Raw genomic sequence first — 22,124 nt, forward strand, 5'->3', positions numbered from 1 at the left:
CCTGTCCCGAAGCCCCGCCGTCCTGCTGCGCGGGCGGGGACTCCGGGGCAGGCCCTAACCGAGCTCCTGCTCGCGCGCCCACTCCCGGAGCGCCTCCGTGGCGGCCTCCTTGCCGATGGGGCCGCGGTCCAGGCGCACGTCGAGCAGGAACTTGTACGCCTTGCCGACCGCCGGGCCGGGCTTGATGCCGAGGATCTGCTGGATCTCGTTGCCGTCCAGCTCGGGGCGGATCTTGGAGAGCTCCTCCTCCTGCTGGAGCCGGGCGATCCGCTCTTCGAGCTGGTCGTACGTGCGGGCCAGCGCGGCGGCCTTGCGCCGGTTGCGGGTGGTGCAGTCGGCGCGGGTGAGCTTGTGGAGGCGGGGCAGCAGGTGCCCGGCGTCGCGGACGTAGCGGCGCACCGCCGAGTCGGTCCACTCGCCCGTGCCGTACCCGTGGAAGCGCAGGTGCAGCTCGACGAGGCGGGAGACGTCGGCGACGACGTCCTTGGGGTACCGCAGCGCGGTGAGGCGGCTCTTGGTCATCGACGCGCCGACGACCTCGTGGTGGTGGAAGGTCACGCGCCCGCCCTCGACGAAGGAACGGGTCTTCGGCTTGCCGATGTCGTGCAGCAGGGCGGCCAGCCGCAGGACGAGGTCCGGACCGTCCTCCTCCTGGGCGATCGCCTGCTCGAGCACGATCAGCGAGTGCTCGTAGACGTCCTTGTGCCGGTGGTGCTCGTCGATCTCCAGTTTGAGCTTCGGGATCTCGGGCAGCACCCGGTCGGCCAGGCCGGTCTCGACCAGCAGCGTGATGCCGGCACGGGAGTGCGCGCCGAGCAGCAGCTTGGACAGCTCGTCGCGGACCCGCTCGGCCGACACGATCTCGATCCGGTCGGCCATGGCCTTCATGGCGCCGACGGTCTCGGGGGAGACCTGGAATCCGAGCTGCGCGGCGAACCGCGCGGCGCGCAGCATCCTCAGCGGGTCGTCGCCGAAGGAGTCCTCGGGGCGTCCAGGGGTCCGGATGACCTTGAGCTTCAGGTCGTTCAGGCCGCCGAAGGGGTCCACGAACTCGTGGCCGGGCAGGCGGGCCGCCATGGCGTTGACCGCGAAGTCACGGCGGGCGAGGTCGCCTTCGAGGGAGGTGCCGTACGTCACGTCGGGCTTGCGCGAGTCGGGGTCGTACGACTCGCTCCGGTACGTGGTGATCTCGAGCTGGTGATCGCCCTTGCGCAGCCCGATCGTGCCGTACTCGATGCCGATCGTCCAGACGGCGTCCGCCCAGCCCCTGACGAGCTCCAGGACGCGGTCCGGGCGGGCGTCCGTGGCGAAGTCGAGGTCGTTGACCGGACGGCCGAGGAGGGCGTCGCGTACGGGACCGCCGACGAGGGCGAGTTCGTGACCCGCGGCCGCGAAACGCCGGCCGAGCTCGTCGGCGAAGGGCGTCACACGTCGTAGCAGTTCGCTGACTGCCGGGTGGTGGTCGGAGGTCACGTCGTGGTCGTTCGGCACGGCAATCGAGAGTAGGTCCTCGCACGTGGCGGGCAAAACGCGAATCCCCGCTTCCGTGATCCGCTAATGCGGCGAAATCGGGGTAAATTGCCTGGACAAGGCACGGAGACCACGATGAAGGATGCACTCTCCATCCATCGGCTCTTGCTCGAGCGCCAGACGGCCCACGAGATCGTACGCCTGCCCAAGCACATCAGCGGCGCGGACGATCTTCCCGAGGTGCTCGGCCTCCCGCCGTTCCGCTGCCTGTGCACGCGCGTCTATCTTCCGTACGAACCACACCGCGCGTACACCGAAGGTCACCACCTCATCGCCGTGATCGTCACTGCGGGTGCCCGGCCCGCGCCGGCGGTCATCGCCGACGCCCTCGGTGTGCCGGAGGTGCGTCCCGCCCCGGCCGACCTGGTCAACGAGGTCACCGACTACGCGGCCGATCTGGTCGCCCCCCTGCTGCTGCCCGCCGACATGGCCATGTTCGTGGACCAGCAGGCCGCCTGCGTCGACGACATCGTCTACACGACCACGGGCGAGGCGTGGACGGCCCTCGGGATCCACACCCTGGACCTGTTCGCGCTCTGTGACGCCAAGCCGACGCCGATCCCTTGCACACGCGCCTCAGAGGCAACGCGTCAAACGGATCACTGACCGAAACCGGTCGAGTGGCTACTACGATTGCGGCCGTGTCCCGCCCGCGCAGACCGAGTCGTCGTCGGCCCGCCGGCCCGCCGGGCCGTCACCGTGAGGAGACGTCGGCGGGCGGCCTCGTCGTCGACCTGACGGGCGCCCCACGGGCCGCGCTGATCGCCAGATACGACCGTGACGGCCGGCTCCTGTGGTCGCTGCCGAAAGGGCATGTCGAGACCGACGAGACGATCGAGGAGGCGGCCGTGCGCGAGGTCGAGGAGGAGACCGGCATCCGCGGCCGGATCATCGCCCCACTCGGCACCGTCGACTACTGGTTCTCCGCCGACCGAAGACGCGTCCACAAGACCGTGCACCACCATCTGCTCGTCGCCGTTGGAGGGGATCTGTCCGACTGCGACGCGGAGGTCGCCGAGGTCGCCTGGGTGCCGCTCGACGAGGTGGCAGAGCGCCTCGCCCACGCCGACGAGAAGGCTCTGGTAGCCAAGGTCCCCGAGCTGCTCACGGGCGCCGCATGAAGCGGCTGCTCGCCCTCGTGGTCCCGCTGGTGCTGACCGGCGGGCCGGCACTCGCCGCGCCCCCACGCCCGCATCACGGCACGACCTCCTCCAACCACGCCAGGCGCACCACGCGATCCTCCAGCGGGCTTGGCGCCACGCGGGCCTCCCGGGAGAGGCAGCCCACTGGGAAGCTGCCCATAGGCGTCGTCATCGGCTCCGTGAGCCCGAAATACCTCGTGAAACCGTCGCAGACGCTGAAACTCAGCGGTGTGCTGCAGAGCCAGTCCGACAGCCCGTACCAGCGGCTGTCAGTGCGTCTGCGCTACTCCACGACATCGGTGCAGAGCCGCGGGGCGCTCGATGCGTACGCCGAGGGCAAGATCGCCGACCCGCCGCTGGCCGGGCCGCCGAAGGCGGTGCCCGGAGCCGTGCAGCCGGGCGGGCAGCAGCAATGGACCCTGCAGATGCCCGTCAGCCGGATGCACCTCACGAAATTCGGCGTCTACCCGATCTCCGTCGAAGTGCTCAACGCCGGCACGGTCGTCGGCAGGCAGCATACGTTCGTCACCTACTTCCCGAGCATCACGACCGTCAACAAGACCAAGGTCTCGTGGGTCTGGCCCGTGGTCGACCAGCCGCATCGCGCCGACGACTCGACGTTCGTCGACGACAAGCTCGAACGCATGCTCAACTCCGGCGGGCGGCTCGCCGACCTGGTCACCGCGGCCGCCCCCTACAAGTCGGTCAGCTGGCTGGTCGACCCGGGACTGGCGGACGACGCCGCGTCCATGTCGGGCAAGGACGGCTACACGATCAAGACCGCCAAGGGCACCGCGCACCAGCCGCAGAGCGTCGCCGCGAACTCCTGGCTGACCAGCCTGCGGCAGGCACTCGGGGGCAACAAACGCGTCATCGCCACGCCGTATGCCGACCCCGACGTCATGGCGCTTTCCCGGGCCCGGATGTCCTCGCACATCAAGACGGCCGCCGGCGCTGCGGTGTCCCAGGCGCTCACGCGGGCCAAGCTGCCCTTGGAGAGCACGTCGGTGGCGGTCCCTCCGGACGGTCTCGCCGACCAGCAGACCCTCACGAACCTCGTCAAGGCCGGTGCCCACACGATCCTGCTCAACAGCACCGTCCTGCCCCATCCCAATCAGAACTACACCGCCGATCCCGTCGCCCGGAAACAGGTCGGCGGCCAGAACGTCAAGCTCGTCGCGTTCGACGACACGATCAACAAGGTCCTCGCGACGGACACCGACGAGCCGGGCGGGGTCGCCCTCGCCGAGCAGCGGTTCCTCGCCGAGACGGCCATGGTCACGAACGAGCGGCCGTACGCCCCTTCCCGCACCGTGGTGATCGTGCCGCCGCGTCGCTGGGAACCGGGCCCCGTCTTCGCCAAGGACCTGCTGTACCTCTCCGCCCACGCACCGTGGCTCAAGGAGATCTCCCTCGGCTCCGTCGAGCGGCAGACGGCGCAGCCGCGCACCTTCCAGCCGCAGAAGAGCCAGAACGGGCTCTCGAAGCGCTACCTGGGGCAGGTGAAGGACCTCAGCGTGGACGTGGGGCGGTTCACCAACGTCTTCGAGCCGCCGGCCAGCGGCTTCACCCTCGGCGTGACGCGGCTCGAGTCCTCGGCCTGGAACGACCAGACCCGGGCCGGGTCGAAGCTGCGGCAGACGCTGGACAACGAGCTGCGCAGCGCCCAGAGCAAGATCAGAGTGCTCAAACCCAGCCTCGACCTGGCCGGCAAGTCCGGGCAGGTGCCGATCACGGTCTCCAACGAGCTCGAACACGGCACGATCAAGGTACGGCTGCGCGCCACTTCGCAGAACGCCGCCAGGCTCCGCGTCGAAGGCCCCGGGCCGAAGCAGAGCGAGATCACGCTCGAGGCCGGCCACAAGGAGACGGTCAACCTGTACATGAAGGCCGCGGCCAACGGCCCCGCCTACGTCAACATCGATCTCCTGGGCCCCGACGACCAGCCCATCACCCAGCCGCTCATGCTCCAGGTCCGCGCGACGGCCTACGCGCGAACCGCGCTGCTCATCACCGGCGTCTCACTTGCCGTACTCTTCGTCGGCGTCGGATATCGCGTGATCCGGCGCCGAGGTGAGGAAGCGGAGGACACGACCGGTGGCTGAGGCCGAACCCACTCCCGAGGTAGCCGTGACGGCGACCGATCTCCCAGCGATCTCCCCCGAGGAACCCACCGAGGAGCCCGGCCGCGGCCGCGGAGTGAGCGGGCTGCTGAAGTCCAGCGCCGTCATGGCCCTGGGCACCATCGCCTCCCGGCTCACCGGCTTCATCCGCACAGCGGTGCTCGTCGTGGCGCTGGGCACCCAGGCACTCGGCGACGTCTACAACACCGCGAACACCTTTCCCAACGTCATCTACGACCTGCTCCTAGGCGGCGTGCTCACCGCCGTGCACGTGCCGATGCTGGTCCGCGCGCTGGAGAAGGACCGCAAGTACGGCGAGGAGTACGAGGCGCGCCTGCTGACGCTCGTGCTCGGGGCCCTGCTGGCACTGACCGCGGTGGCGATGCTGTGCGCCCCGCTGCTGGTCGACCTGTACGCGAGCTCGTACAACAAGCAGAAGCACGACCTGGCGGTCATCTTCGCGCTGTTCTTCCTGCCGCAGATCTTCTTCTACGGGGTCGGCGCGCTGGCCGGCGCGTCACTCAACGCGCGTGGCAGCTTCGCCGCGCCCATGTGGACGCCGGTGCTCAACAACGTCGTCGTGATCGCGGTGGGCCTCGCGTTCCTCTTCGTGGCCGGTACGGGCGCCGGCCCCGCGAACATCACGCACACCGAGATCATCCTGCTGGCGGGCGGCACCACACTCGGCATCGTGATCCAGACGATCGCCATGTGGCCGTCCCTGCGCAAGGTCGGTTTCCGATACCGGCCGCGGTTCGACTTCCGCCGCGAGGAACTCGCCCCGGTCGGCGGCATGGCGCTGTGGACGCTGCTGTACGTCGCGATCCAGCAGGTCGGCTTCGTCGTCAACACGAACATCGCCAACAGCGCCGGGCAGCGCGGCGCGGACAAGGGCATCCCGTACGGCGTCGGCCTGACGCCGTGGACCAACGCCTACCTGCTGTTCCAGCTGCCATACGCGATCGTCGGCGTCTCGGTGGTCACGGCGCTGCTGCCGCGGATGAGCCGGCACGCCTCCGACCGGCGGTTCGACCTGGTGCGCGAGGACATGTCCTCCGCGCTGAACCTCTCCTCGGTGGTCATCGTCCCGTCCGCCGCGCTGCTGTTCGCGCTCGCGCCCGAGCTCAGCACACTGTTCTTCGCACACGGGTCGACGCAGATCTCCGGCGCGTTGATGATCGCGAACGTGCTGCAGGCGTTCACGTTCGCGCTCGTGCCGTTCGCGATCTACCAGCTGCTGCTCCGGGTGTTCTACGCGCTCGCCGACACGCGGACGCCCGCCATGATGGCGATCTTCAACGTCGCGATCAGCATCAGCATCGGCCTGGTCGGCTACTACACGCTGCCCACGGACAAGATCGTCGAGGGCATCTCGATCGCCCTCGGCATCTCCTGGACGTTCGGGTGCGTCGTGGCGGCCCTGATCCTGCGCCGCCGCCTGAACGGCCTCGGCGCCCGGCACATCGTCACCGCCCACATCAAGATCGCCATCGCGACCGTCCCGGCGTTCGTGTTCGCGCTCGGGGTGCACCTGCTCAGCTTCAAGTTCTTCTACTACCACGTGATCTCGTCGCTAGGCGTCCTGGCGGTCGGCGGCGGTGGCGCGCTGGTGCTGTACGCGCTGGTGGCACGCGTTCTACGAATCCCCGAGGTGGAGACCCTGCAACGAACCATGATGGCCAGATTGCCCGGTCGTGGGGCGAGTTAGGACGCGCTGCCCGTAAGGTGGGAGAGCGCGACTCGCGCCGGGTAGTAATCCAGCGACGCTCCTCGAGCGTCCTACCATCGGGCGGGAATGTGATGAGGTCTTCCTCTGCCTCCACGGGAGTGAGGGAGGGTCGAAGGCGTAAGGGAGCCACGGCACTGAAAATGGGATGCGACCACCAACGCCGGACGCCACGTTGAGCACGTCCGTGATCGAACCTGGAACCCGCCTCGCCGGTCGATACCGCCTGGACGACCGCGTCAGCGAAGCGGGCGGTTCCACATTCTGGAAGGCAACGGACGAGATCCTCGCCCGTTCCGTCGCCGTGCTCACGTTCGCCCCGGGCTTCCCCCGCGTGAACGACGTGGTGACCGCGGCCCGCGCCGCGAGCCGGCTCACCGACCCGCGCCTCACCCAGGTCTTCGACGCCGACGACAGCGGCGAACGCGCCTACGTCGTCAGCGAGTGGGTCACCGGGGAGACCCTCGAGGATCTCCTCGCCCAGGGGCCGATGGCGGCCGACCGTGCCGCGGCCTTCCTGCTCGAGGCGGCCGAGGCGCTGACCTCCGCGCACTCCGCCGGCCTGGCCCACCTCTGCGTGACCCCGCACAACCTCGTCTGGACCAGCGGCGGCACCGTCAAGATCACGGGTCTCGGCGTCGAGGCCGTCCTGTCCGGCGCGCACTCCGACACTCCGGCACTGGACGACGTCCAGGGGCTCGGCAACATGCTCTACGCCGCACTCACCGGCCACTGGCCGGGCGGAGAAGGCACCGTCCTGCCGCCCGCGCCCACCGGAGCCGACGGACGCCCGCTCACACCCGCCCAGGTCCGCGCCGGCATCCCGCACAACCTCGACGCGATCGTCTCCCGGTCGCTGGGCCTCCCCGTCCACGGCGCCCCCGAGAGGTTCGACTCCCCTGCGGCCTTCGCCGACGCCCTCGCCAAGGTCCCGCGGTCACCGCTGCCGTTCGTGCCACTCGTCGGCTCGACCCCGCCGTCGGTCGTCCCCCGACCCGACGGCACCCCGGACCGTACGGCCTCCATGTCCGCCGCGGCGCCCCAGCCGATCCCCCCGGTGCAGACGGTGCCGGACAGCGCCCGCATGCGCCCCCCACAGCCGCCCCAGCACACGACCGGCGGTCACCGCGCCACCGGCGGCCAGGGCTCGGTCAACAAGCCCCTCATGGCCGCGATCGCCGCGATCGTGCTCGTCGTCGTCGCCATCGGCGGCTGGGGCCTGACCCAGATGACCGGCGACAGCGGCGCCAAGAGCAACAAGGCCCGCGTCCCGACGAAGCCCACCCAGCCCAGCAAGACCGCAGCCAAGGAACTCGCCGTCTCCGATACTCACGCCATCAGCGCCGATGACCATGCCACTCGCGGCACCGGCAAGGCCGTCGACGGCAGCATGTCGAGCTACTGGACGACATCGTGGTACGCCGATGACCACTTCGGAAATCTCCGGTCGGGGGTCGGGCTGGTCCTCGTCATGAAGAACAAGGTGACCATCGACAAGGTCACTGTGACCATGCCCGACGGCACACCTGGAAGCGTGCAGCTCCACGTCGGTGACACGGGCACCCAATCCGATAAGAAGACGAGCACGGGGAACGCGGTCGGCAAGTTCGACCTCGACGGGGAGCACGTCCAGGGCCGCTACGTCACTCTCTGGTTCACGAAGCTACCTAAAATCGGCAGCTTTCAGATCCACGTGAAGGACGTCAAAGTCTACGGCTCCGAGTGAGCTACCCTATTCCGCTCAGCTGAGCGTCCGTCCGCTGGAGATACGGTCATGCAATCGGCGGTCCGCGTTTCCGCGGACCGCCGACTCACCCGTTCGAGCTGGGGCTAGGCGCCGATTCCTCCTGAGCAGCGATCCGCGACGTAGCCCTTGCGGCCCTTGTAGTTCACGATGAGCCACTGGTTGTCCTTGGGCTCACCAACTGCGCAGCGGTACGAACCGCCGGTGACCTGCGGGCACTTGTATCCGGTCTTCCAGCCGAGGAGCTTCTTCCCCTTGTAGACGACGATGGCCTTGGCACTGGTCCGAGGCTTCGTGCGAACCGTGTACTTGTAACCGCGCTTCTTGTCCGTGTAGACGTGGCACTTGACGGCCTGAGCGCTCGCGCTCTTGCTCACGGCCGCATGCGGCTTGGCGGCGCTGGTCGCATCGGCGAAGCTCGGCGTCGCGCCGATGGTGAAGGAAAGGCACGCAGCCGCACCGATGGTCGTCGCCGCACGCGCAATCCGCATGAGTTGCCCCCTTGCCCCCTAGACGGGCTGAGCCGGCCACCCAGCCGGACACGCATGTTTCCTGTGAGTAAAGAATCTGTCAATGCCCGCTCCTGGGACCTGCGGATGCGTGCGGATCGGCATGATCCGGTCACGGCGGACGGGAGCGTACGGGGACGGCTACCATCATGAGCGTGTTGAGGTCCTCCCATTCCGTGCACGCTTGTGCTCACCGGTCGTGCGAGCACGGCGGTGCGACACGACGGGGACGGGTGGGGGTCTTCGGGGGGCACGCTGGGCGAGGGCGATACACCATCGGCGGGGTCGCCGGTTACGGAGCGGGCTGACGAATATGGCGGTCATGCGCGGGGGACGTTCGGTCGAGGCGGTCCCGGACAAGGAGCTGCTGTCGCGGCACGCGAACGGGGATCCGTACGCGTTCGCGGAGCTGGTGCAGAGGCACCGTGATCGCATGTGGGCCGTCGCCCTGCGCACGCTCGGCGATCATGAGGAGGCCGCTGACGCCCTGCAGGACGCCTTCCTGTCGGCGTACCGGGCGGCGGGCCGGTTCCGCGGTGACGCGGCCGTCACGACGTGGCTCCACCGCATCGTCGTCAACGCCTGCCTGGACCGGGTGCGGCGCCGCTCGATCCGGCCGGTCGTGCCGATGGGCGACGACGCCACCCTCGACTCGGTCGCGCCGAAGAACTCCGATCCGACCGCCGCGCACGAGTTGTCCCTCGACGTGAGTGAGGCGCTGCAGCGCATACCCTTCGAACAGCGGGCCGCGCTCGTACTGGTCGACATGATGGGGTACGCCGTCGACGAGGCCGCCAAGGTCCTGGAGGTCCCGCCGGGCACGATCAAGAGCCGGTGCGCCCGCGGCCGGGCCCGGCTCGCACCGCTTCTCGGGCACCTACGGAACCAAGGACGGGGCTCGGGCGTCGAATCTGCGGAGGAAGGAGGTGGCACATCCGCGTGACTGCCGCACACCTTGACTATGATGCGCTGGCCGACCTCGCCGAGGGGATTCTCGACGATGCCACGGCCACATCCGCAGAAGAACACCTGACCCAGTGCGCCGAATGTCGTGATCGGGCCACCGAGGTCGCGGAGGTGTCCCGCGTTCTCGCGGAGGCACCGACTCCGCCGATGCCCGCTCACCTTGTCGAGCGCCTCGACGCGGCGATCGCCGCTGAAGCGGCCTCGCATGTGCCGGGGCATCGGCACGCTCGGCGATTTCAGTTTCTCGCCGCGGCGGCGGCCGCAGTGGTGGTCGTCGGCGGCGGGGCCGTCGTCGCCCGCACTGTACTGGAGGACGGAGACTCCGACAGCGCGACGGTCTCCCAGCGTCCAGTGGAGGAGCCCTCTCGCCCTCACACGGAAGGCACCCAGCCCCGGCCGCGTGCGGAGCGGACCGTTCCGTACACCGCTCTTCGGAGTGGGACGCGGTACACGTCGGCGAGTCTGGAGTCCCAGCTCGCCTCGGCGCTGTCCTCGGTGTCGGCCGCCGGACGCCCCGCGCTGAACGCGGCGACCGACGGCGCGCTCACGGCCTGTGTCGGCCGGGTCAGTGGCGGGAAGGCCCCGCTGCTGGTCGACTCGGCCACGTACGACGGTCGGCCGGCGACGGTCATCGCCCTGCCGGGGACCGACGCCGGGCATGCCGACGTCTGGGTCGTCGGAGCGAAGTGTTCGGCCGGCGACACCGATCTGATCGTCCATCGCCAGATCGCCCGCTGATCATCGAGTGGCGTACGGCCGTCCCGCGCGCAGCGGGACGGCCGTACGCGTGCGGATGACGTACGCGGGAATCCCCGCGCCCTAGGATCGGTTTAACGTCACTGCGAGCGAAGGTGACCGGTCGACAGGGACCGGGTTCGGCTTCGCGGACGCGATCAGAGAGAGGCACTGTGGTGAGCGACGTCCGGAACGTGATCATCATCGGTTCGGGGCCGGCGGGGTACTCGGCAGCGATCTACGCCGCCCGCGGGGACCTGCGGCCGCTGGTGTTCGAGGGTTCGGTGACCGCCGGTGGCGCTCTGATGAACACCACCGACGTGGAGAACTTCCCGGGCTGGCCCGACGGCATCATGGGCCCCGACCTGATGGACAACCTGCGCAAGCAGGCCGAGCGATTCGGCGCCGAGCTGGTGACCGACGACGTGACCGAGGTCGACCTGGCGGCGTCGCCGAAGGTCGTGAAGGTCGGCGACGACACCTACCTCGCCAAGACGGTCGTGGTCGCCACCGGGTCGAAGTACCGCGAGCTCGGGCTGCCGAACGAGAAGCAGCTGTCCGGTCGCGGCGTCTCCTGGTGCGCCACCTGTGACGGGTTCTTCTTCCGCGACAAGGACATCGCGGTGGTCGGCGGTGGCGACTCGGCGATGGAAGAGGCGATCTTCCTGACGCGGTTCGCGCGGTCGGTCACCGTCATCCACCGGCGGGACACGCTGCGGGCCAGCAAGATCATGCAGGATCGGGCGTTCGGCAACGAGAAGATCCGCTTCGAGTGGAACAGCGAGGTCGCCGAGATCGTCGGTGGCGACAAGCTGACCGGTGTCGTCCTCCGCGACGTCAACACCGGCGAGCAGCGCACGCTGGAGCTCTCCGGCCTGTTCATCGCGATCGGGCACGATCCGCGTACGGAGCTGTTCGCCGACCAACTGGACCTGGACGAGGAGGGCTACCTCAGCGTCGAGGCGCCGACGACCCACACCAACATCCCTGGCGTCTTCGGCGCGGGCGACGTGGTCGACCACCGCTACCGCCAGGCGATCACCGCGGCCGGTACGGGCGCGGCGGCGGCCATCGACGCCGAGCGCTGGCTCCAGGAGGAGGGCATCGCCGAGCTGACGCGACAGCAGGTCTGATTCGCTCCACAGACCGCTCGATTCGGACTTTCTTCCCAGCCTCCCGCGGCTGGTATGCGACGGCCCCGCGTTCTCACGCGGGGCCGTCGCCATTTCACGCCTCTGTCCTGCGGAAACTCGTCAGAGCCGCCATGCTTGGCGAACTCTGGTGTCCCGGTGTGATCGGTTCAATCCGGGGGTCTCATGGCTTCAGGAGCCTCTCAGGCCACAGAATGGCCGTTGGTCACTCCACGCCTCTCAGGGCACCCTCCGACGCGCGCCCCTCACCGACGAATTCGCGATTCGACCGGTGTGTCGCCTTGCGCAGACGCGACTCGGCGGTTCGCAGGGCGGCCGGGGCGGGTGGAGTGAACCACCGCGGTCACGACCATGATCACGGCGGTGGCCCCGCCGAGCATCATCGCCGTCGGCAGGGATGTGCGGTCCACGATGATCCCGCCGACCAGAGCGCCGGTCGACAACGTCGCCTGGAACGACGCGGTGAACAGGACCGAGGCGGCTTCTGGCGTATGCGGTGCCGACTTGATGAACCAGGTCTGCGAACAGACGGGAAGAGCGCCGTAGCCGACGCCCCACACGATCAGCAATGCGAGGGCACCCGGATACCACCGGCCCAGGATGGGAAGCGCCAGCGTGGCTGCGGCGATCAGGCTCGCGGCGATGCCGAAGGTGGCGTGCGGATGGCGAGCGGCGGCCGTGCCCGCCAGGAAGTTGCCGACGATTCCCGCGGCGCCGTAAGCCAGCAGGAATACCGTGATCAGGCCTGAGGACACATGCGTGACCCGCTCCAGAAACGGTGTCACGTAGGTGTAGGTGCCGAAATGGGCAAGGACGATCAGAACAGTCAGCGACAGCGCGAACCTGGTGTCGACGTTGCCGACCATGCGGCGTAGCACGGTGAGCCGGGTGACCTGCTGAGCGGGCAGCCGTGCACCAGCACGGCGAGCGCGATGAGCACGGCCACCGACAGCAGTCCCAGCGCCACGAAGCCGCCCCGCCACCCTTCCACGTTCCCGATCAACGTCCCCAACGGCACGCCAAGGACCGATCCCAGCGGAACGGCCGAGAAGATGACCGCCGTCGCCCGGCGCGTGGAGTGTGCGGGGACCAGGCGGTCGGCCAGTCCCGCGCCGATCGACCAGAAGCCGCCGATGACGATCCCCACGAGAATGCGTGAGACGAGCATCGCCCAGTACGCCGGGGCGGCCGAGGCGATGAAGTTCGCCAGCGCCAGCAGGAACATCAACGCGCACAGCATCAGCCGCCGGTCGATTCGGGCGGTCGCGACGGTGACCGCGGGAGCCGAGACCGCCGCTAGGTATCCGGGCATGGTCATCATCAGCCCGGCTGTGCCGTCGGAGATGGTGAAGCTGGAACCGATGGATGTCAGCAGCCCGATCGGCAGAATCTCGGTGGTGACGATCGCGAAGATCCCCATCATCACCGACAGCACCGCGAGCCAGTTGGTGAGTGCCGATCGGCTCGACGTGGCCGAGCGGTCGACCGACGTGGTGAGTGTGGACATCGATCCCGTCCTGTGGTGGGTGGATACTCATCCCACTCAACAGACGCCACCGGCCGGAGGCTGGCGGGTTGGCGACGTCACCGTGGCCGCCAATGGGTGATGTCGGATCCTCGCTCGCCGGACGCAACCTACGACAGAGGCCGCCCGCCGGCGCGTCGAGCCTGAACCGAGGCGCGGAGAGGCTCTCAGACGGGCCGGAGGGCGCCCTCCGGGGACATGGAGCCCAGGAGGCGTTCCAAGGCGACCTCGACGTCCTCACGCCAGGAGATGGCGGACTTCAGCTCCAGCCGTAGGCGCGGGAACCGGTGGTGCGGCCGCACCGTCTTGAAGCCGACCGCGAGCATGTACTCGGCGGGGAGGACGCAGGACGGCTTCTCCCACTTGAGATCGCCGAAGGCCTCGATCGCGCGGATGCCCCGGCGGGTGAGGTCCTTCGCCACCCCCTGGACGAGCATCCGGCCGAGACCGCCGCCCTGGAACTCCGGAAGGATGTGCGCGGTCATCAGCAGCGCGGCGTCGGCGCTCGCCGGGCTCGTTGGAAACGCCACGGAGCGCGGGACGTAGAGCGGCGGTGCGAACAGGACGTACCCCGCGGGCACCCCGTCGACGTACACGATCTTGCCGCAGCTGCCCCACTCGAGGAGCGTGGCGGAGATCCAGGCCTCCTTCTCCAACTCTGGATCGCCACAGTCCTCGGCCCGCTGCTTGCTGACCGGATCGAGCTCCCAGAACACGCACCTGCGACACCGCGATGGCAGGTCCTCAAGATTGTCGAGCGTGATATTCACCAGACGACGCGACACCGGCCAGGCCCCCTTCTTGGGCGGAGCGCCTTCATTCTCAGGAACCTATTCCCGCTCCAGGAGGAGCTTAGAGCTTCCACTTGAACTGTGACTCGACGGCGGATGGCCGCTGTTTCACGTGAAACCATCCGCCCGATCCGAGCTAGCGGGTGTCCACCGGACAGCCTAGGGCCTGCCTCGAAGTCCCCGTCCGTAGCGAGCGGCGTCCAGGTGGTGCCTCGCAAGGCGGAGGAGGGAGTCAGCCCGGTGTTGGCTGGCGACTCCTCCCGGGGTCCCCGCGGAAACGCGGAGGTCGGCGAAGCCGTCTCTGCGCGTTTTCGTGGGGTGGGGGCGACAACGCGGCGAGGCGCCGCCTGGACGCCGCGCAGTAGGACAGCGGGGCTTCGAGGCAGGCCCTAGGTGTACTGACCACGGAGGTTGGTGACGGCGACACGGGTGGATGATCTTGAAATAGGTGAGGGCCTTCTGGCTCGGTGTGGATTGCGAGATCTGCACCGGCGACCAGAAAGGCCCTCATGCCGCACCGTAACGCACCCCTGACCGAGACCGGGCGTCTTCGCCTGGCCCGCTGTGTCGTGGAGGACGGCTGGCCGCTGCGGCGGGCCGCTGAACGTTTCCAGGTCTCGGTCACCACCGCCCAACGGTGGGCAGGCCGCTACCGCGCCTGCGGAGCTGCCGGTATGGCGGACCGTTCCAGCCGCCCGCACACCAGTCCCCGGCGCACCCCGACCCGCACCGAACGGCGCATCATCAAGGTCAGGGTCCTGCGATGCTGGGGCCCGGCCCGGATCGCCGGCCTGCTGCGGTTGAACCCGGCCACGGTGCACCGGGTCCTGGCCCGCTACCGGCTCAACCGGCTGGCCTGGATGGATCGGGCGACCGGGCGGGTGATCCGCCGCTATGAGCGCGCCAGGCCGGGTGATCTGGTGCATGTGGACATCAAGAAGCTGGGGAACATCCCCGACGGCGGCGGACACAAGGCCCTGGGCCGCCCAGCCGGCCGCAAAACCCGCTCCGGCGCCGGATACAGCTACATCCACACCGCCGTCGATGACCACTCCCGCCTGGCCTACAGCGAGATCCTCCCCGACGAACGCAAGCACACCGCCGCCGCGTTCTGGACCCGCGCCCAGGCGTTCTTCACCTCCTGCGGCATCACCGTCACCCGGGTACTGACCGACAACGGCTCCTGCTACAAGTCCCACCCCTGGCGCGACACCCTCGCCACAGCCGGCATCACCCACAAACGCACCCGCCCCTACCGGCCCCAAACCAACGGCAAAGTCGAACGTTTCAACCGCACCCTGCTAGAGGAATGGGCCTACGCCCGCCCCTACCGATCAGAAACCGAACGACGCAACGCCTTCCCCGACTGGCTCCACACCTACAATCACCACCGCGGACACACCGCGCTGGGCGGCCAGCCACCCGCCAGCCGCGTCCCCAACCTCACGAGACAGAACACCTAGGCGCCGGGGCGGCCGTCCGGCGTCATCGCGTCGACGATCCGCTCAAGGTCCTCGAGCGTGGCGAACTCGACCACGATCTTTCCCTTGCGCTGCCCGAGATCCACGCTCACCTTCGTCTCGTAGAGCTCTGACAGCTCCGAGGCGAGCTCTCTGATGCGTGGGTTCTCCGGCTTGCCGGGCGCCTTACGCCGGGACGCCTTCTTGGTCTCTCCGCCTTCGCCGAGCGCGATGATCTCTTCGACGGCACGGACCGAGAGGCCCTCCTCGACGATCCGCTTGGCGAGATGCTCCTGGCGCTCGGTGCTCTCCAGCCCGAGCAGCGCGCGGGCGTGACCGGCGCTCAGCACTCCTGCGGCGACGCGCCGCTGCACGGCCGGCGGGAGGTTCAGCAGCCGCAGGGTGTTGGTGATGTGCGGACGGGAGCGGCCGATGCGGGTGGCGAGCTCCTCGTGCGTCGCGCCGAAATCATCGAGCAGCTGCTGGTACGCGGCGGCCTCCTCCAGCGCGTTGAGCTGCTGCCGGTGGAGGTTCTCCATGAGGGCGTCGCGCAGCATCTCGTCGTCGCCCGTATCCCGGACGATCGCCGGGACCTTCTTCAGACCGGCCAGCTTGGAAGCGCGCAGCCGCCGCTCTCCCATGATGAGCTCGTAGCCGTCCGGCCCGATCTCGCGAACGACGATCGGCTGGAGCAGCCCGACGATCCTGATCGACGCGGCCAGCTCCTCCAGCGCCTCCTCGTCGAACGTCTGCCGCGGTTGCCGCGCGTTGGGAGTGATCTCCGCGACGGGCACCTCGGCGAAGTGCGCCCCGGCCACCACCTGCGGCTGCTGCACACCGTCGGCCGACGCCGGCGCGGAGTCTCCGGTCGGCGACGACGCCGGCTGCACGGGCGCCGTCGGGATCAACGCACCCAGGCCCTTACCCAGACCTCGTCGTTGCTGGCTCACTTGCGACCTTCCCTAGCGATACGTCCTTCTGCGCCGTCGGCTGAGCCGGCCGAGGCGCGCATCGCACGCCTCGGCCCGAACGATCCGGTCATGCGTCGCCCTCCGCTCCCCGGTAGGCCATCTCGCGGGCGGCCTCCGTGTAGGCGAGCGCCCCGCTGGAGCTCGGGTCGTAGGTCAGCACCGACTCGCCGTAGCTCGGCGCCTCGGAGACCCGGACGCTCCGGGGGATCACCGTGCTCAGCACCAGATCGCCGAAGTGGCTCCGCACCTCGTCCGCGACCTGAGCGGCCAGACGGGTCCGCGCGTCGTACATGGTGAGCAGGATGGTCGAGACGGCGAGGTTCGGGTTGAGGTGCTGCCGGACGAGATCGACCGTGTGGAGGAGCTGGGTGAGGCCCTCCAGGGCGTAGTACTCCGTCTGGATCGGGATCAGCAGCTCGTTCGCACCCGTCAGGGCGTTGACCGTGAGCAGGCCCAGCGAGGGCGGGCAGTCGATGAGTACGTAGTCGAACTTCTCGGTGTCGTACGCCTCCAGCGCCCGCCGCAGACGCCCCTCCCGCGCGACCATCGGCACGAGGTCAACCTCCGCTCCGGCGAGGTGAAGGGTCGCTGGAGCGCAGTAGGCGTTCGGTAGGCCTTCGGCCGGCACGACGATCTCATCGAACGGCGCGCCTTCGAGGATCACGTGATAGACGGACGGGATGTCGGCGTGATGCTCCACGCCCAACGCGGTGGAGGCGTTCCCCTGGGGGTCCAGGTCGACCACGAGTACTCGGGAACCATGCATCGCCAACGCCGCCGCCAGGTTCACGGCGCTCGTCGTCTTGCCGACGCCGCCCTTCTGGTTGGCGATCGTGATGATGCGGCACTGAGGCGGCCTCGGCCACTCCTTCTCATCCTGCTTCGCAACCGCCTTGAACGCGGCCGCCGTGGCTCGCACCATCGGCTGCGCTGTTTCACGTGAAACATCGGCCGACTTGAGCGCCTCACTTACCAACTTCGACTCCCCATGGACCGGGTCACGTTGCGACGTCTCATTGACAGGATCGACAGCGGGCGGGACCTTCGCGGCGAGATCTCTCGCCGGTTCTTCGTCAGATGCGGCGGCCGACGGGGCCGCAGGCCGGGCCGATGCCTCCGCGGCAGGTGCGGCCGACGTGGCTGGCGCGGCCGGCGCGGCCGATGATGTCATCGGTGTCGAGGCATGCGCCGTTGGGGGAGCCGCGACCGGAGGCGCGACCGCGCCCGGCGGCGTCGTGTCAGGGCGCGCGGCCGCCAGCGGAGGCGCGGCCGCCGGCGCGGTCGGCCAACCGAGGCCGGACGCGTCTCGCCGTGACGCTCCCGCGGTGCGGTCCGGCCATCCCAAGCCCTCTGCTGTCGTCAAGGCCCGTCACCTCTTCCGTTCACCGCGCCGGCGCCCGCCGCGACGAGAGTTCGTCCGTTTCCCCGAAGGTCGCGGAGCCTTGCCGGCGACGACACGGACGATCGTCGCCGGAGGCTCGACTTTACCGTGACCCACCTGGAGCACTTCTGCGGCGCGAACACCGAATTCCTTCAGAACGGTGTCCGCCTCCTCGAGCTCGGCCGCCGCGCGCTCCCCCTTCAACGCCAGGAGCTCGCCGCCCGGCCGCAGCAGCGGCAGCGCCCACCTCGCCAAGCGCTCGAGCGGCGCGACCGCGCGGGCGGTGACGACATCGGCGGCGAAGTCGCCGATGACCTCCTCCGCACGACCCCGCCGAACCTCGACGTTCGACAGCCCGAGAACATCGACGCACTCCTGGAGGAAGACCGTGCGGCGAAGGAGTGGCTCGAGAAGCGTCACGGACAGGTCCGGACGGGCGATCGCCAGCACCAGCCCGGGCAGCCCGGCGCCCGAGCCGATGTCGACGACGGACGCCTCTGCCGGGATCACTTCCGCCATCACGGCGCAGTTCAGCAGGTGGCGCTCCCACAGTCGCTCGACCTCGCGCGGTCCGATGAGGCCGCGTTCGACCCCGGGGCCGGCGAGGAACTCGGCGTATCTCTCAGCGGAAGGCAGGGCGTCGGCGAAGATCTCGCGGGCGATCGACGGCGTAGGAAGTAGTGGCATGGCTCAGCGGCTCAGAAACGTCGTTTGGGTCCCCACAGTGTTGGAATGCTTCCACATCGCATGGCGTCCGGGAAACGCCGACCCGCATGGGCCGCCTTCCGAGCATGACATCGACGCCTGCGCTCCGCACCGATCGGCGTCCCCTCACGCCGCTGCGCGCCGGGCGTGGTCGCGACCTCCCTGGGCGCGCCGTCTTACGGCCCGGCCAGCGAACGCGGCACGGGCCCGCGCAGGCTCGGCCAGCCGGGCTCGGTCAGCGCGGCCCAGTCAGCGCGGCCCAATCGACGCGGCTCGATCGACGCGGCTCGGCCGACGCGGCTCGGCCGACGCGGCTCGATCGACGCGGCTCGGCCGACGCGGCTCGATCGACGCGGCTCGGCCGACGCGGCTCGGCCGACGCGCCGGCGCGGCCGGGACCCGTGCCTCAGCCGCAGCCTCAGGCGCACCCGGACGAGGTGCGCGGTGCCGATGTCGCCCGGGTCGTACGGTCTGGTGGCGGTTCGTGAGGGTTTCGGGGCGGCTCGCCCCAAGGAGACTCGGCTTCCCCACAAGGAAAATGCGGCTCCATGCATATCTCTCGTGGGCCGGGTAGATCTCCGGCTGGCCGATCCATCCCGGAAGGAGCCGTCTCAGATGGGCATCGGAACGGGCCTGGCGTTCATCGCCATGGGAGCGATTCTCGCCTTCGCCTTCAACTTCCACGTCAGCGGGATCGACATCCAGATGATCGGATGGATCCTGATGTTCGTCGGCGCGGCATGGCTGGCGTTCACGTTCGCCTACACGCGTCCGCGCCGCCGCCGGCAGGTCGCGCAGATCGTCCAGGACGATCCGATGTACGTCACCGAGGAGGAGCGCCCCCAAACGGTCATCGTCCGGGAGCCTCCCGCGGAGCAGGCCCCCCGGTCCGTTTCTCAGGCCCGCCGTAACGTCACGAGGTACGAGCCGGAGTAAGCGGAGAAGCCGACACGACCAACCGTGGGCTGACCGGCCGACCCGTACGAACAGAGACGGCCCCGCCACCGAGCAGTGGCGGGGCCGTACGTCTTCGGATGGTTCGGCGGGCGCGCGTGAGGCGCGCCGGCGGGTCAGGCGCGGGCGCCTGGTCGGCTCACTCCGCGTAGACGACGACGTAGCGGTTGGGCTCTTCGCCCTCCGACTCGCTGCGCAGTCCCATAGCGGCGATCGCGTCGTGCACGACCTTGCGCTCGAACGGCGTCATCGGCGACAGGGCCTTCGGCTCGCGCGTGCGCTTGACCTCTTCACCGATCTCCGTGCCGAGCTTGGACAGCTCCGACCGGCGGCGCTCCCGGAAGCCGCCCACGTCGAGCATGAGCCGGCTCCGCTCGCCCGTCTTGCGGTGCACCGCCAGGCGGGTGAGCTCCTGGAGCGCTTCCAGCACCTCGCCCTTGCGGCCGACGAGCTCGTCCAGCGTGGCACCGACGACGGACACCAGGGCCCGCTCGCCCTCGACGTCCATGTCGATGTCGCCGTCGAGGTCGGCGATGTCCAGGAGGCCCTCGATGTAATCCGCCGCGATCTCGCCTTCCTGCTCGAGCGCCTTGATGTCGACCTTCACGGTCTCCGCGGTCTCGGCTTCGGCTTGGCTCACTCCGGGCTCCTCATGCGTACTGCGGCTGGACTGGGAAGTCACGCTATCGCTTCCTCTTGCTCCGCGGCTGGCGTGTCGGCTGTTGCCGTACGACCTTCGGCGGCGTGTCGTCCACCAGCTCCTCCGCCTCGGCCTCGGCCGCCTTCTTCTTTGCCTTACCCGCTGAACCGTTCGCCGTCGCGGACTTCGTGAGAGCGGTCCGGGGGGTCGCCTTCGCGGCGGACTTCACAGTGCTGCCCTTGGCGCCGGTCGCGGACTTCGCGGTGCCCGTCTTGGCCGTGCCGGCGCCGTCGCCCTGGGCGTCGGCGGTGGGCATCGGGTACTTCTTGTACACGTAGTGCGACTGGGCCAGGGTCCACGAGTTGGTGGTGACCCAGTAGATCAGAACGCCCAGCGGCAGGGTGAGACCGAAGAGGCCGAACAGCGGCGACAGGTACACCAGGAACTTCTGCGACTGCATCATCGGGTTGTCGGCCGTCATCGTCTGCATGGACCGGCCGACGCTCGACTTCATCGTGAAGAAGGTCGTCGTCGAGCTGATCAGGACGGCGAGGCCGGTGACGACCATGGCGCCCGCGTGCCCGCTGGAGAAGGCGTCCTTGAACGTCGAGGGGATGTGCGCGCCGAAGATGTCGGCGTTCTGGGCGCTCTGGATGAGGTGCGCGGAGATGCCGTACTTCGACTGGCCCTTCGGCGTCGTGGAGATCGCCCGGAGCACGTTGTACAGCGAGATGAAGATGGGGAACTGCACCACCAGCGGAAGGCACCCGGACAGGGGGTTGGCGCCCGCCTCCTGGTAGAGCTTCATCATCTCCTGGTTGAGGCGCTGCTTGTCCTTCTTGTACTTCTTGCGCAGCGCCTGCACCTGCGGCTGCAGTTCCTGCATCTTGCGGGACGCGTGGATCTGCTTCACGAACAGCGGGAAGAGGATGATCCGCATGAGGACGGTCAGCAGGAAGATCGACAGGCCCCACGCCCATCCGCTGTCCGCCGGGAAGATCAGGCTCAGGCCGGCGTGGATCTGTACGATCACCCACGCGACGGCCTCGAACAGCGGATCGAGGAAGCTGAGACTCACCGGCTGGCTCCTATGTGCTCTCCGAAACAGTGCCGCCGGGGGGCGGCGTGAGGTCTTGTGATTCGCCCTTCCGCGGCGGAACCGGGTCGTATCCGCCAGCGTGGAAGGGGTGGCAGCGAGCGATGCGCCGCACCGCGAGCCAGCCGCCGCGCAGGGCGCCGTGGGTGCGGAGCGCCTCCAGGGCGTAGGCGCTGCAGGTCGGCTGGTAGCGGCACACCGGGCCGAACAGCGGACTGATGAACCGACGGTAGAAGACGATGGGCACCGTCAGTGCCCGAGCCGTGAGCGTCGGCTTGTCCGTCATGTCCGCCTCTTGACCTGTCGCCGCAGGAGCCGGTCGAGCGCCGCGTCGAGATCCGCGGCGAGTTCGTCGTGGCGTGCGCTGGCCGCCTTGGCGTTGGCCCGCACGACAAGCAGGCTACCTGGTGCCAGCCGATGCAGGTGCTCCCGAACGATGTGCCGGAGCCTGCGACGCACGCGGTTGCGGACGACCGCGTCACCGACCTGGCGGCCGACGGTGAAGCCGACCCGGGGAGGTTCGTCGACGTCATCCCGGAGCTGCAGGTGAAGAACGAGATGAGGCCGTCCGGCACGATCGCCGCGCCGGACGGCCGAAGTGAACTCTTCTCGCCGCCGCATCCGGTGTCCGGACGGCAGCATGGATCGCCGCTGCTCAGACCGCGATCTGCTCGCGACCCTTGCGGCGGCGCGACGACAGGATCGCCCGCCCCGCCCGGGTGCGCATGCGAAGCCGGAAGCCGTGCTTCTTGTGACGGCGGCGGTTGTTCGGCTGGTACGTACGCTTGCTCACTCGAGACTCCAGTGGGGTGCTGCGGTCAATGTGCTGATGTCGCATCGGGCGCCTGAGCCCGTATGGGATCAGCGACCTGCGGGCGCGCAGCACCGCCGTCGATGCGACTCGACCGTCGTACGTTACGGTCTGCGCCGCCCTCCGGTCAAACCGAGCACACATATCCCCAATAACGCCGAGGG

At 69.1% G+C, this 22,124-nt stretch carries 24 protein-coding genes; 11 read left to right on the top strand and 13 right to left on the bottom strand.

Annotation, left to right across the window (positions count from 1 at the left end; translation table 11 throughout):
- Nucleotides 1–54: 54 nt before the first annotated feature.
- Nucleotides 55–1,473, bottom strand: coding sequence for a CCA tRNA nucleotidyltransferase (locus tag ABEA24_RS52035; RefSeq protein WP_425551342.1), 1,419 nt, complete (start codon nucleotides 1,471–1,473; stop codon nucleotides 55–57).
- A 132-nt stretch (nucleotides 1,474–1,605) separates the two neighbouring features.
- On the opposite strand from ABEA24_RS52035, the gene ABEA24_RS52040 reads away from it, so the two are divergent.
- From ABEA24_RS52040 to ABEA24_RS52060, 5 genes are all read left to right on the top strand, one after another.
- Entirely contained in the window at nucleotides 1,606–2,136 is a 531-nt protein-coding gene (locus ABEA24_RS52040) for an aminoacyl-tRNA deacylase (RefSeq protein WP_345444115.1), read from the top strand.
- A gap of 35 nt (nucleotides 2,137–2,171) precedes the next feature.
- Nucleotides 2,172–2,651, top strand: a complete 480-nt coding sequence (locus ABEA24_RS52045) for an NUDIX domain-containing protein (protein ID WP_345444118.1) — start codon at nucleotides 2,172–2,174, stop codon at nucleotides 2,649–2,651.
- Complete coding sequence (locus tag ABEA24_RS52050; protein WP_345444120.1) at nucleotides 2,648–4,777, top strand: DUF6049 family protein; 2,130 nt, start codon at nucleotides 2,648–2,650, stop codon at nucleotides 4,775–4,777. Before ABEA24_RS52045 ends, ABEA24_RS52050 begins: the two co-directional genes overlap by 4 nt.
- Nucleotides 4,770–6,503, top strand: coding sequence for a murein biosynthesis integral membrane protein MurJ (murJ, locus tag ABEA24_RS52055; RefSeq protein ID WP_345444122.1), 1,734 nt, complete (start codon nucleotides 4,770–4,772; stop codon nucleotides 6,501–6,503). Before ABEA24_RS52050 ends, murJ begins: the two co-directional genes overlap by 8 nt.
- A 205-nt stretch (nucleotides 6,504–6,708) precedes the next feature.
- Nucleotides 6,709–8,247, top strand: coding sequence for a protein kinase family protein (locus ABEA24_RS52060; RefSeq protein ID WP_345444125.1), 1,539 nt, complete (start codon nucleotides 6,709–6,711; stop codon nucleotides 8,245–8,247).
- A 104-nt stretch (nucleotides 8,248–8,351) separates the two neighbouring features.
- Here ABEA24_RS52060 and ABEA24_RS52065 read toward each other — a convergent pair whose 3' ends face one another.
- Complete coding sequence (locus tag ABEA24_RS52065) at nucleotides 8,352–8,756, bottom strand: hypothetical protein (RefSeq protein WP_345444128.1); 405 nt, start codon at nucleotides 8,754–8,756, stop codon at nucleotides 8,352–8,354.
- Nucleotides 8,757–9,096: 340 nt separating this feature from the next.
- On the opposite strand from ABEA24_RS52065, the gene sigM reads away from it, so the two are divergent.
- From sigM to trxB, 3 genes are all read left to right on the top strand, one after another.
- The gene (sigM, locus tag ABEA24_RS52070; RefSeq protein ID WP_345444131.1) at nucleotides 9,097–9,717 is read left to right on the top strand and encodes an RNA polymerase sigma factor SigM; all 621 of its coding nucleotides are present in this window, start codon (nucleotides 9,097–9,099) and stop codon (nucleotides 9,715–9,717) included.
- Entirely contained in the window at nucleotides 9,714–10,478 is a 765-nt protein-coding gene (locus tag ABEA24_RS52075; RefSeq protein ID WP_345444133.1) for an anti-sigma factor, read from the top strand. Before sigM ends, ABEA24_RS52075 begins: the two co-directional genes overlap by 4 nt.
- A 173-nt stretch (nucleotides 10,479–10,651) precedes the next feature.
- Nucleotides 10,652–11,608 carry a thioredoxin-disulfide reductase gene (gene trxB, locus ABEA24_RS52080; RefSeq protein ID WP_345444136.1) on the top strand — a complete coding sequence of 319 codons (957 nt, stop codon included), beginning with the start codon at nucleotides 10,652–10,654 and terminating at the stop codon, nucleotides 11,606–11,608.
- Between the two features lie 263 nt (nucleotides 11,609–11,871).
- Here the strand turns inward: trxB and ABEA24_RS52085 are convergent, their stop codons facing one another.
- Together ABEA24_RS52085 and ABEA24_RS52090 are read right to left on the bottom strand one after the other, a co-directional pair.
- A complete protein-coding gene (locus tag ABEA24_RS52085) occupies nucleotides 11,872–12,492 on the bottom strand; it encodes an MFS transporter (protein ID WP_345444139.1) in 621 nt (206 codons plus the stop codon).
- Nucleotides 12,453–13,049 carry an MFS transporter gene (locus tag ABEA24_RS52090; protein ID WP_345444206.1) on the bottom strand — a complete coding sequence of 199 codons (597 nt, stop codon included), beginning with the start codon at nucleotides 13,047–13,049 and terminating at the stop codon, nucleotides 12,453–12,455. Before ABEA24_RS52090 ends, ABEA24_RS52085 begins: the two co-directional genes overlap by 40 nt.
- Here ABEA24_RS52090 and ABEA24_RS52095 point away from each other — a divergent pair.
- On the top strand, nucleotides 12,937–13,233 hold the full coding sequence (locus ABEA24_RS52095) for a hypothetical protein (RefSeq protein WP_345444208.1): 297 nt from the start codon (nucleotides 12,937–12,939) through the stop codon (nucleotides 13,231–13,233). The two genes, ABEA24_RS52090 and ABEA24_RS52095, sit on opposite strands and share 113 nt — an antisense overlap.
- Nucleotides 13,234–13,318: 85 nt before the next feature.
- Here ABEA24_RS52095 and ABEA24_RS52100 read toward each other — a convergent pair whose 3' ends face one another.
- A complete protein-coding gene (locus ABEA24_RS52100) occupies nucleotides 13,319–13,867 on the bottom strand; it encodes a GNAT family N-acetyltransferase (RefSeq protein WP_425551341.1) in 549 nt (182 codons plus the stop codon).
- A 584-nt stretch (nucleotides 13,868–14,451) separates the two neighbouring features.
- Here ABEA24_RS52100 and ABEA24_RS52105 point away from each other — a divergent pair.
- Nucleotides 14,452–15,405 (top strand): IS481 family transposase, encoded by a 954-nt coding sequence (locus ABEA24_RS52105; protein ID WP_345444145.1) that lies wholly within the window; start codon nucleotides 14,452–14,454, stop codon nucleotides 15,403–15,405.
- Here ABEA24_RS52105 and ABEA24_RS52110 read toward each other — a convergent pair.
- The 3 genes from ABEA24_RS52110 to rsmG form a co-directional block, all read right to left on the bottom strand.
- A complete protein-coding gene (locus ABEA24_RS52110) occupies nucleotides 15,402–16,352 on the bottom strand; it encodes a ParB/RepB/Spo0J family partition protein (protein ID WP_345444148.1) in 951 nt (316 codons plus the stop codon). The two genes, ABEA24_RS52105 and ABEA24_RS52110, sit on opposite strands and share 4 nt — an antisense overlap.
- An 88-nt stretch (nucleotides 16,353–16,440) precedes the next feature.
- Nucleotides 16,441–17,295: a ParA family protein gene (locus ABEA24_RS52115; protein ID WP_345444151.1), complete on the bottom strand. Its 855-nt coding sequence runs from the start codon at nucleotides 17,293–17,295 to the stop codon at nucleotides 16,441–16,443.
- 447 nt (nucleotides 17,296–17,742) lie between these two features.
- Nucleotides 17,743–18,441, bottom strand: a complete 699-nt coding sequence (gene rsmG, locus ABEA24_RS52120; protein WP_345444153.1) for a 16S rRNA (guanine(527)-N(7))-methyltransferase RsmG — start codon at nucleotides 18,439–18,441, stop codon at nucleotides 17,743–17,745.
- A 633-nt stretch (nucleotides 18,442–19,074) separates the two neighbouring features.
- Between rsmG and ABEA24_RS52125 the strand changes: the two genes are divergently transcribed.
- Nucleotides 19,075–19,395 carry a DUF6458 family protein gene (locus ABEA24_RS52125; RefSeq protein WP_345444155.1) on the top strand — a complete coding sequence of 107 codons (321 nt, stop codon included), beginning with the start codon at nucleotides 19,075–19,077 and terminating at the stop codon, nucleotides 19,393–19,395.
- A gap of 157 nt (nucleotides 19,396–19,552) precedes the next feature.
- On the opposite strand, the gene ABEA24_RS52130 is transcribed toward ABEA24_RS52125, so the two are convergent.
- Genes ABEA24_RS52130 through rpmH form a run of 5 tightly spaced genes read right to left on the bottom strand, consistent with a single transcriptional unit; the run spans nucleotide 19,553 to nucleotide 21,942 of the window.
- Nucleotides 19,553–20,053 carry a Jag family protein gene (locus ABEA24_RS52130; protein ID WP_345444156.1) on the bottom strand — a complete coding sequence of 167 codons (501 nt, stop codon included), beginning with the start codon at nucleotides 20,051–20,053 and terminating at the stop codon, nucleotides 19,553–19,555.
- A 43-nt stretch (nucleotides 20,054–20,096) separates the two neighbouring features.
- On the bottom strand, nucleotides 20,097–21,131 hold the full coding sequence (gene yidC, locus ABEA24_RS52135; protein WP_345444159.1) for a membrane protein insertase YidC: 1,035 nt from the start codon (nucleotides 21,129–21,131) through the stop codon (nucleotides 20,097–20,099).
- A 10-nt stretch (nucleotides 21,132–21,141) separates the two neighbouring features.
- On the bottom strand, nucleotides 21,142–21,435 hold the full coding sequence (gene yidD / locus ABEA24_RS52140) for a membrane protein insertion efficiency factor YidD (RefSeq protein WP_345444162.1): 294 nt from the start codon (nucleotides 21,433–21,435) through the stop codon (nucleotides 21,142–21,144).
- Nucleotides 21,432–21,791: a ribonuclease P protein component gene (gene rnpA / locus ABEA24_RS52145; protein ID WP_345444165.1), complete on the bottom strand. Its 360-nt coding sequence runs from the start codon at nucleotides 21,789–21,791 to the stop codon at nucleotides 21,432–21,434. Before rnpA ends, yidD begins: the two co-directional genes overlap by 4 nt.
- 13 nt (nucleotides 21,792–21,804) lie before the next feature.
- A complete protein-coding gene (gene rpmH, locus ABEA24_RS52150) occupies nucleotides 21,805–21,942 on the bottom strand; it encodes a 50S ribosomal protein L34 (RefSeq protein ID WP_345444168.1) in 138 nt (45 codons plus the stop codon).
- Nucleotides 21,943–22,124 lie beyond the last annotated feature (182 nt).

The sequence above is a fragment of the Actinoallomurus vinaceus genome, assembly GCF_039542055.1.
In the GTDB taxonomy this organism is placed as follows: domain Bacteria; phylum Actinomycetota; class Actinomycetes; order Streptosporangiales; family Streptosporangiaceae; genus Actinoallomurus; species Actinoallomurus vinaceus.

What these genes read in the sequence shown, in the direction of transcription:
- ABEA24_RS52040 (WP_345444115.1), top strand. Translation starts at nt 1,606, where the DNA reads ATGAAGGATGCACTCTCCATCCATCGGCTCTTGCTCGAGCGCCAGACG.
- ABEA24_RS52050 (WP_345444120.1), top strand. Translation starts at nt 2,648, where the DNA reads ATGAAGCGGCTGCTCGCCCTCGTGGTCCCGCTGGTGCTGACCGGCGGG.
- ABEA24_RS52065 (WP_345444128.1), bottom strand. Translation starts at nt 8,756, where the DNA reads ATGCGGATTGCGCGTGCGGCGACGACCATCGGTGCGGCTGCGTGCCTT.
- sigM (WP_345444131.1), top strand. Translation starts at nt 9,097, where the DNA reads ATGCGCGGGGGACGTTCGGTCGAGGCGGTCCCGGACAAGGAGCTGCTG.
- ABEA24_RS52085 (WP_345444139.1), bottom strand. Translation starts at nt 12,492, where the DNA reads ATGGTCGGCAACGTCGACACCAGGTTCGCGCTGTCGCTGACTGTTCTG.
- ABEA24_RS52095 (WP_345444208.1), top strand. Translation starts at nt 12,937, where the DNA reads ATGGTCATCATCAGCCCGGCTGTGCCGTCGGAGATGGTGAAGCTGGAA.
- ABEA24_RS52090 (WP_345444206.1), bottom strand. Translation starts at nt 13,049, where the DNA reads ATGATGGGGATCTTCGCGATCGTCACCACCGAGATTCTGCCGATCGGG.
- ABEA24_RS52105 (WP_345444145.1), top strand. Translation starts at nt 14,452, where the DNA reads ATGCCGCACCGTAACGCACCCCTGACCGAGACCGGGCGTCTTCGCCTG.
- ABEA24_RS52115 (WP_345444151.1), bottom strand. Translation starts at nt 17,295, where the DNA reads ATGGTGCGAGCCACGGCGGCCGCGTTCAAGGCGGTTGCGAAGCAGGAT.
- rsmG (WP_345444153.1), bottom strand. Translation starts at nt 18,441, where the DNA reads ATGCCACTACTTCCTACGCCGTCGATCGCCCGCGAGATCTTCGCCGAC.
- ABEA24_RS52125 (WP_345444155.1), top strand. Translation starts at nt 19,075, where the DNA reads ATGGGCATCGGAACGGGCCTGGCGTTCATCGCCATGGGAGCGATTCTC.
- yidD (WP_345444162.1), bottom strand. Translation starts at nt 21,435, where the DNA reads ATGACGGACAAGCCGACGCTCACGGCTCGGGCACTGACGGTGCCCATC.
- rnpA (WP_345444165.1), bottom strand. Translation starts at nt 21,791, where the DNA reads ATGCTGCCGTCCGGACACCGGATGCGGCGGCGAGAAGAGTTCACTTCG.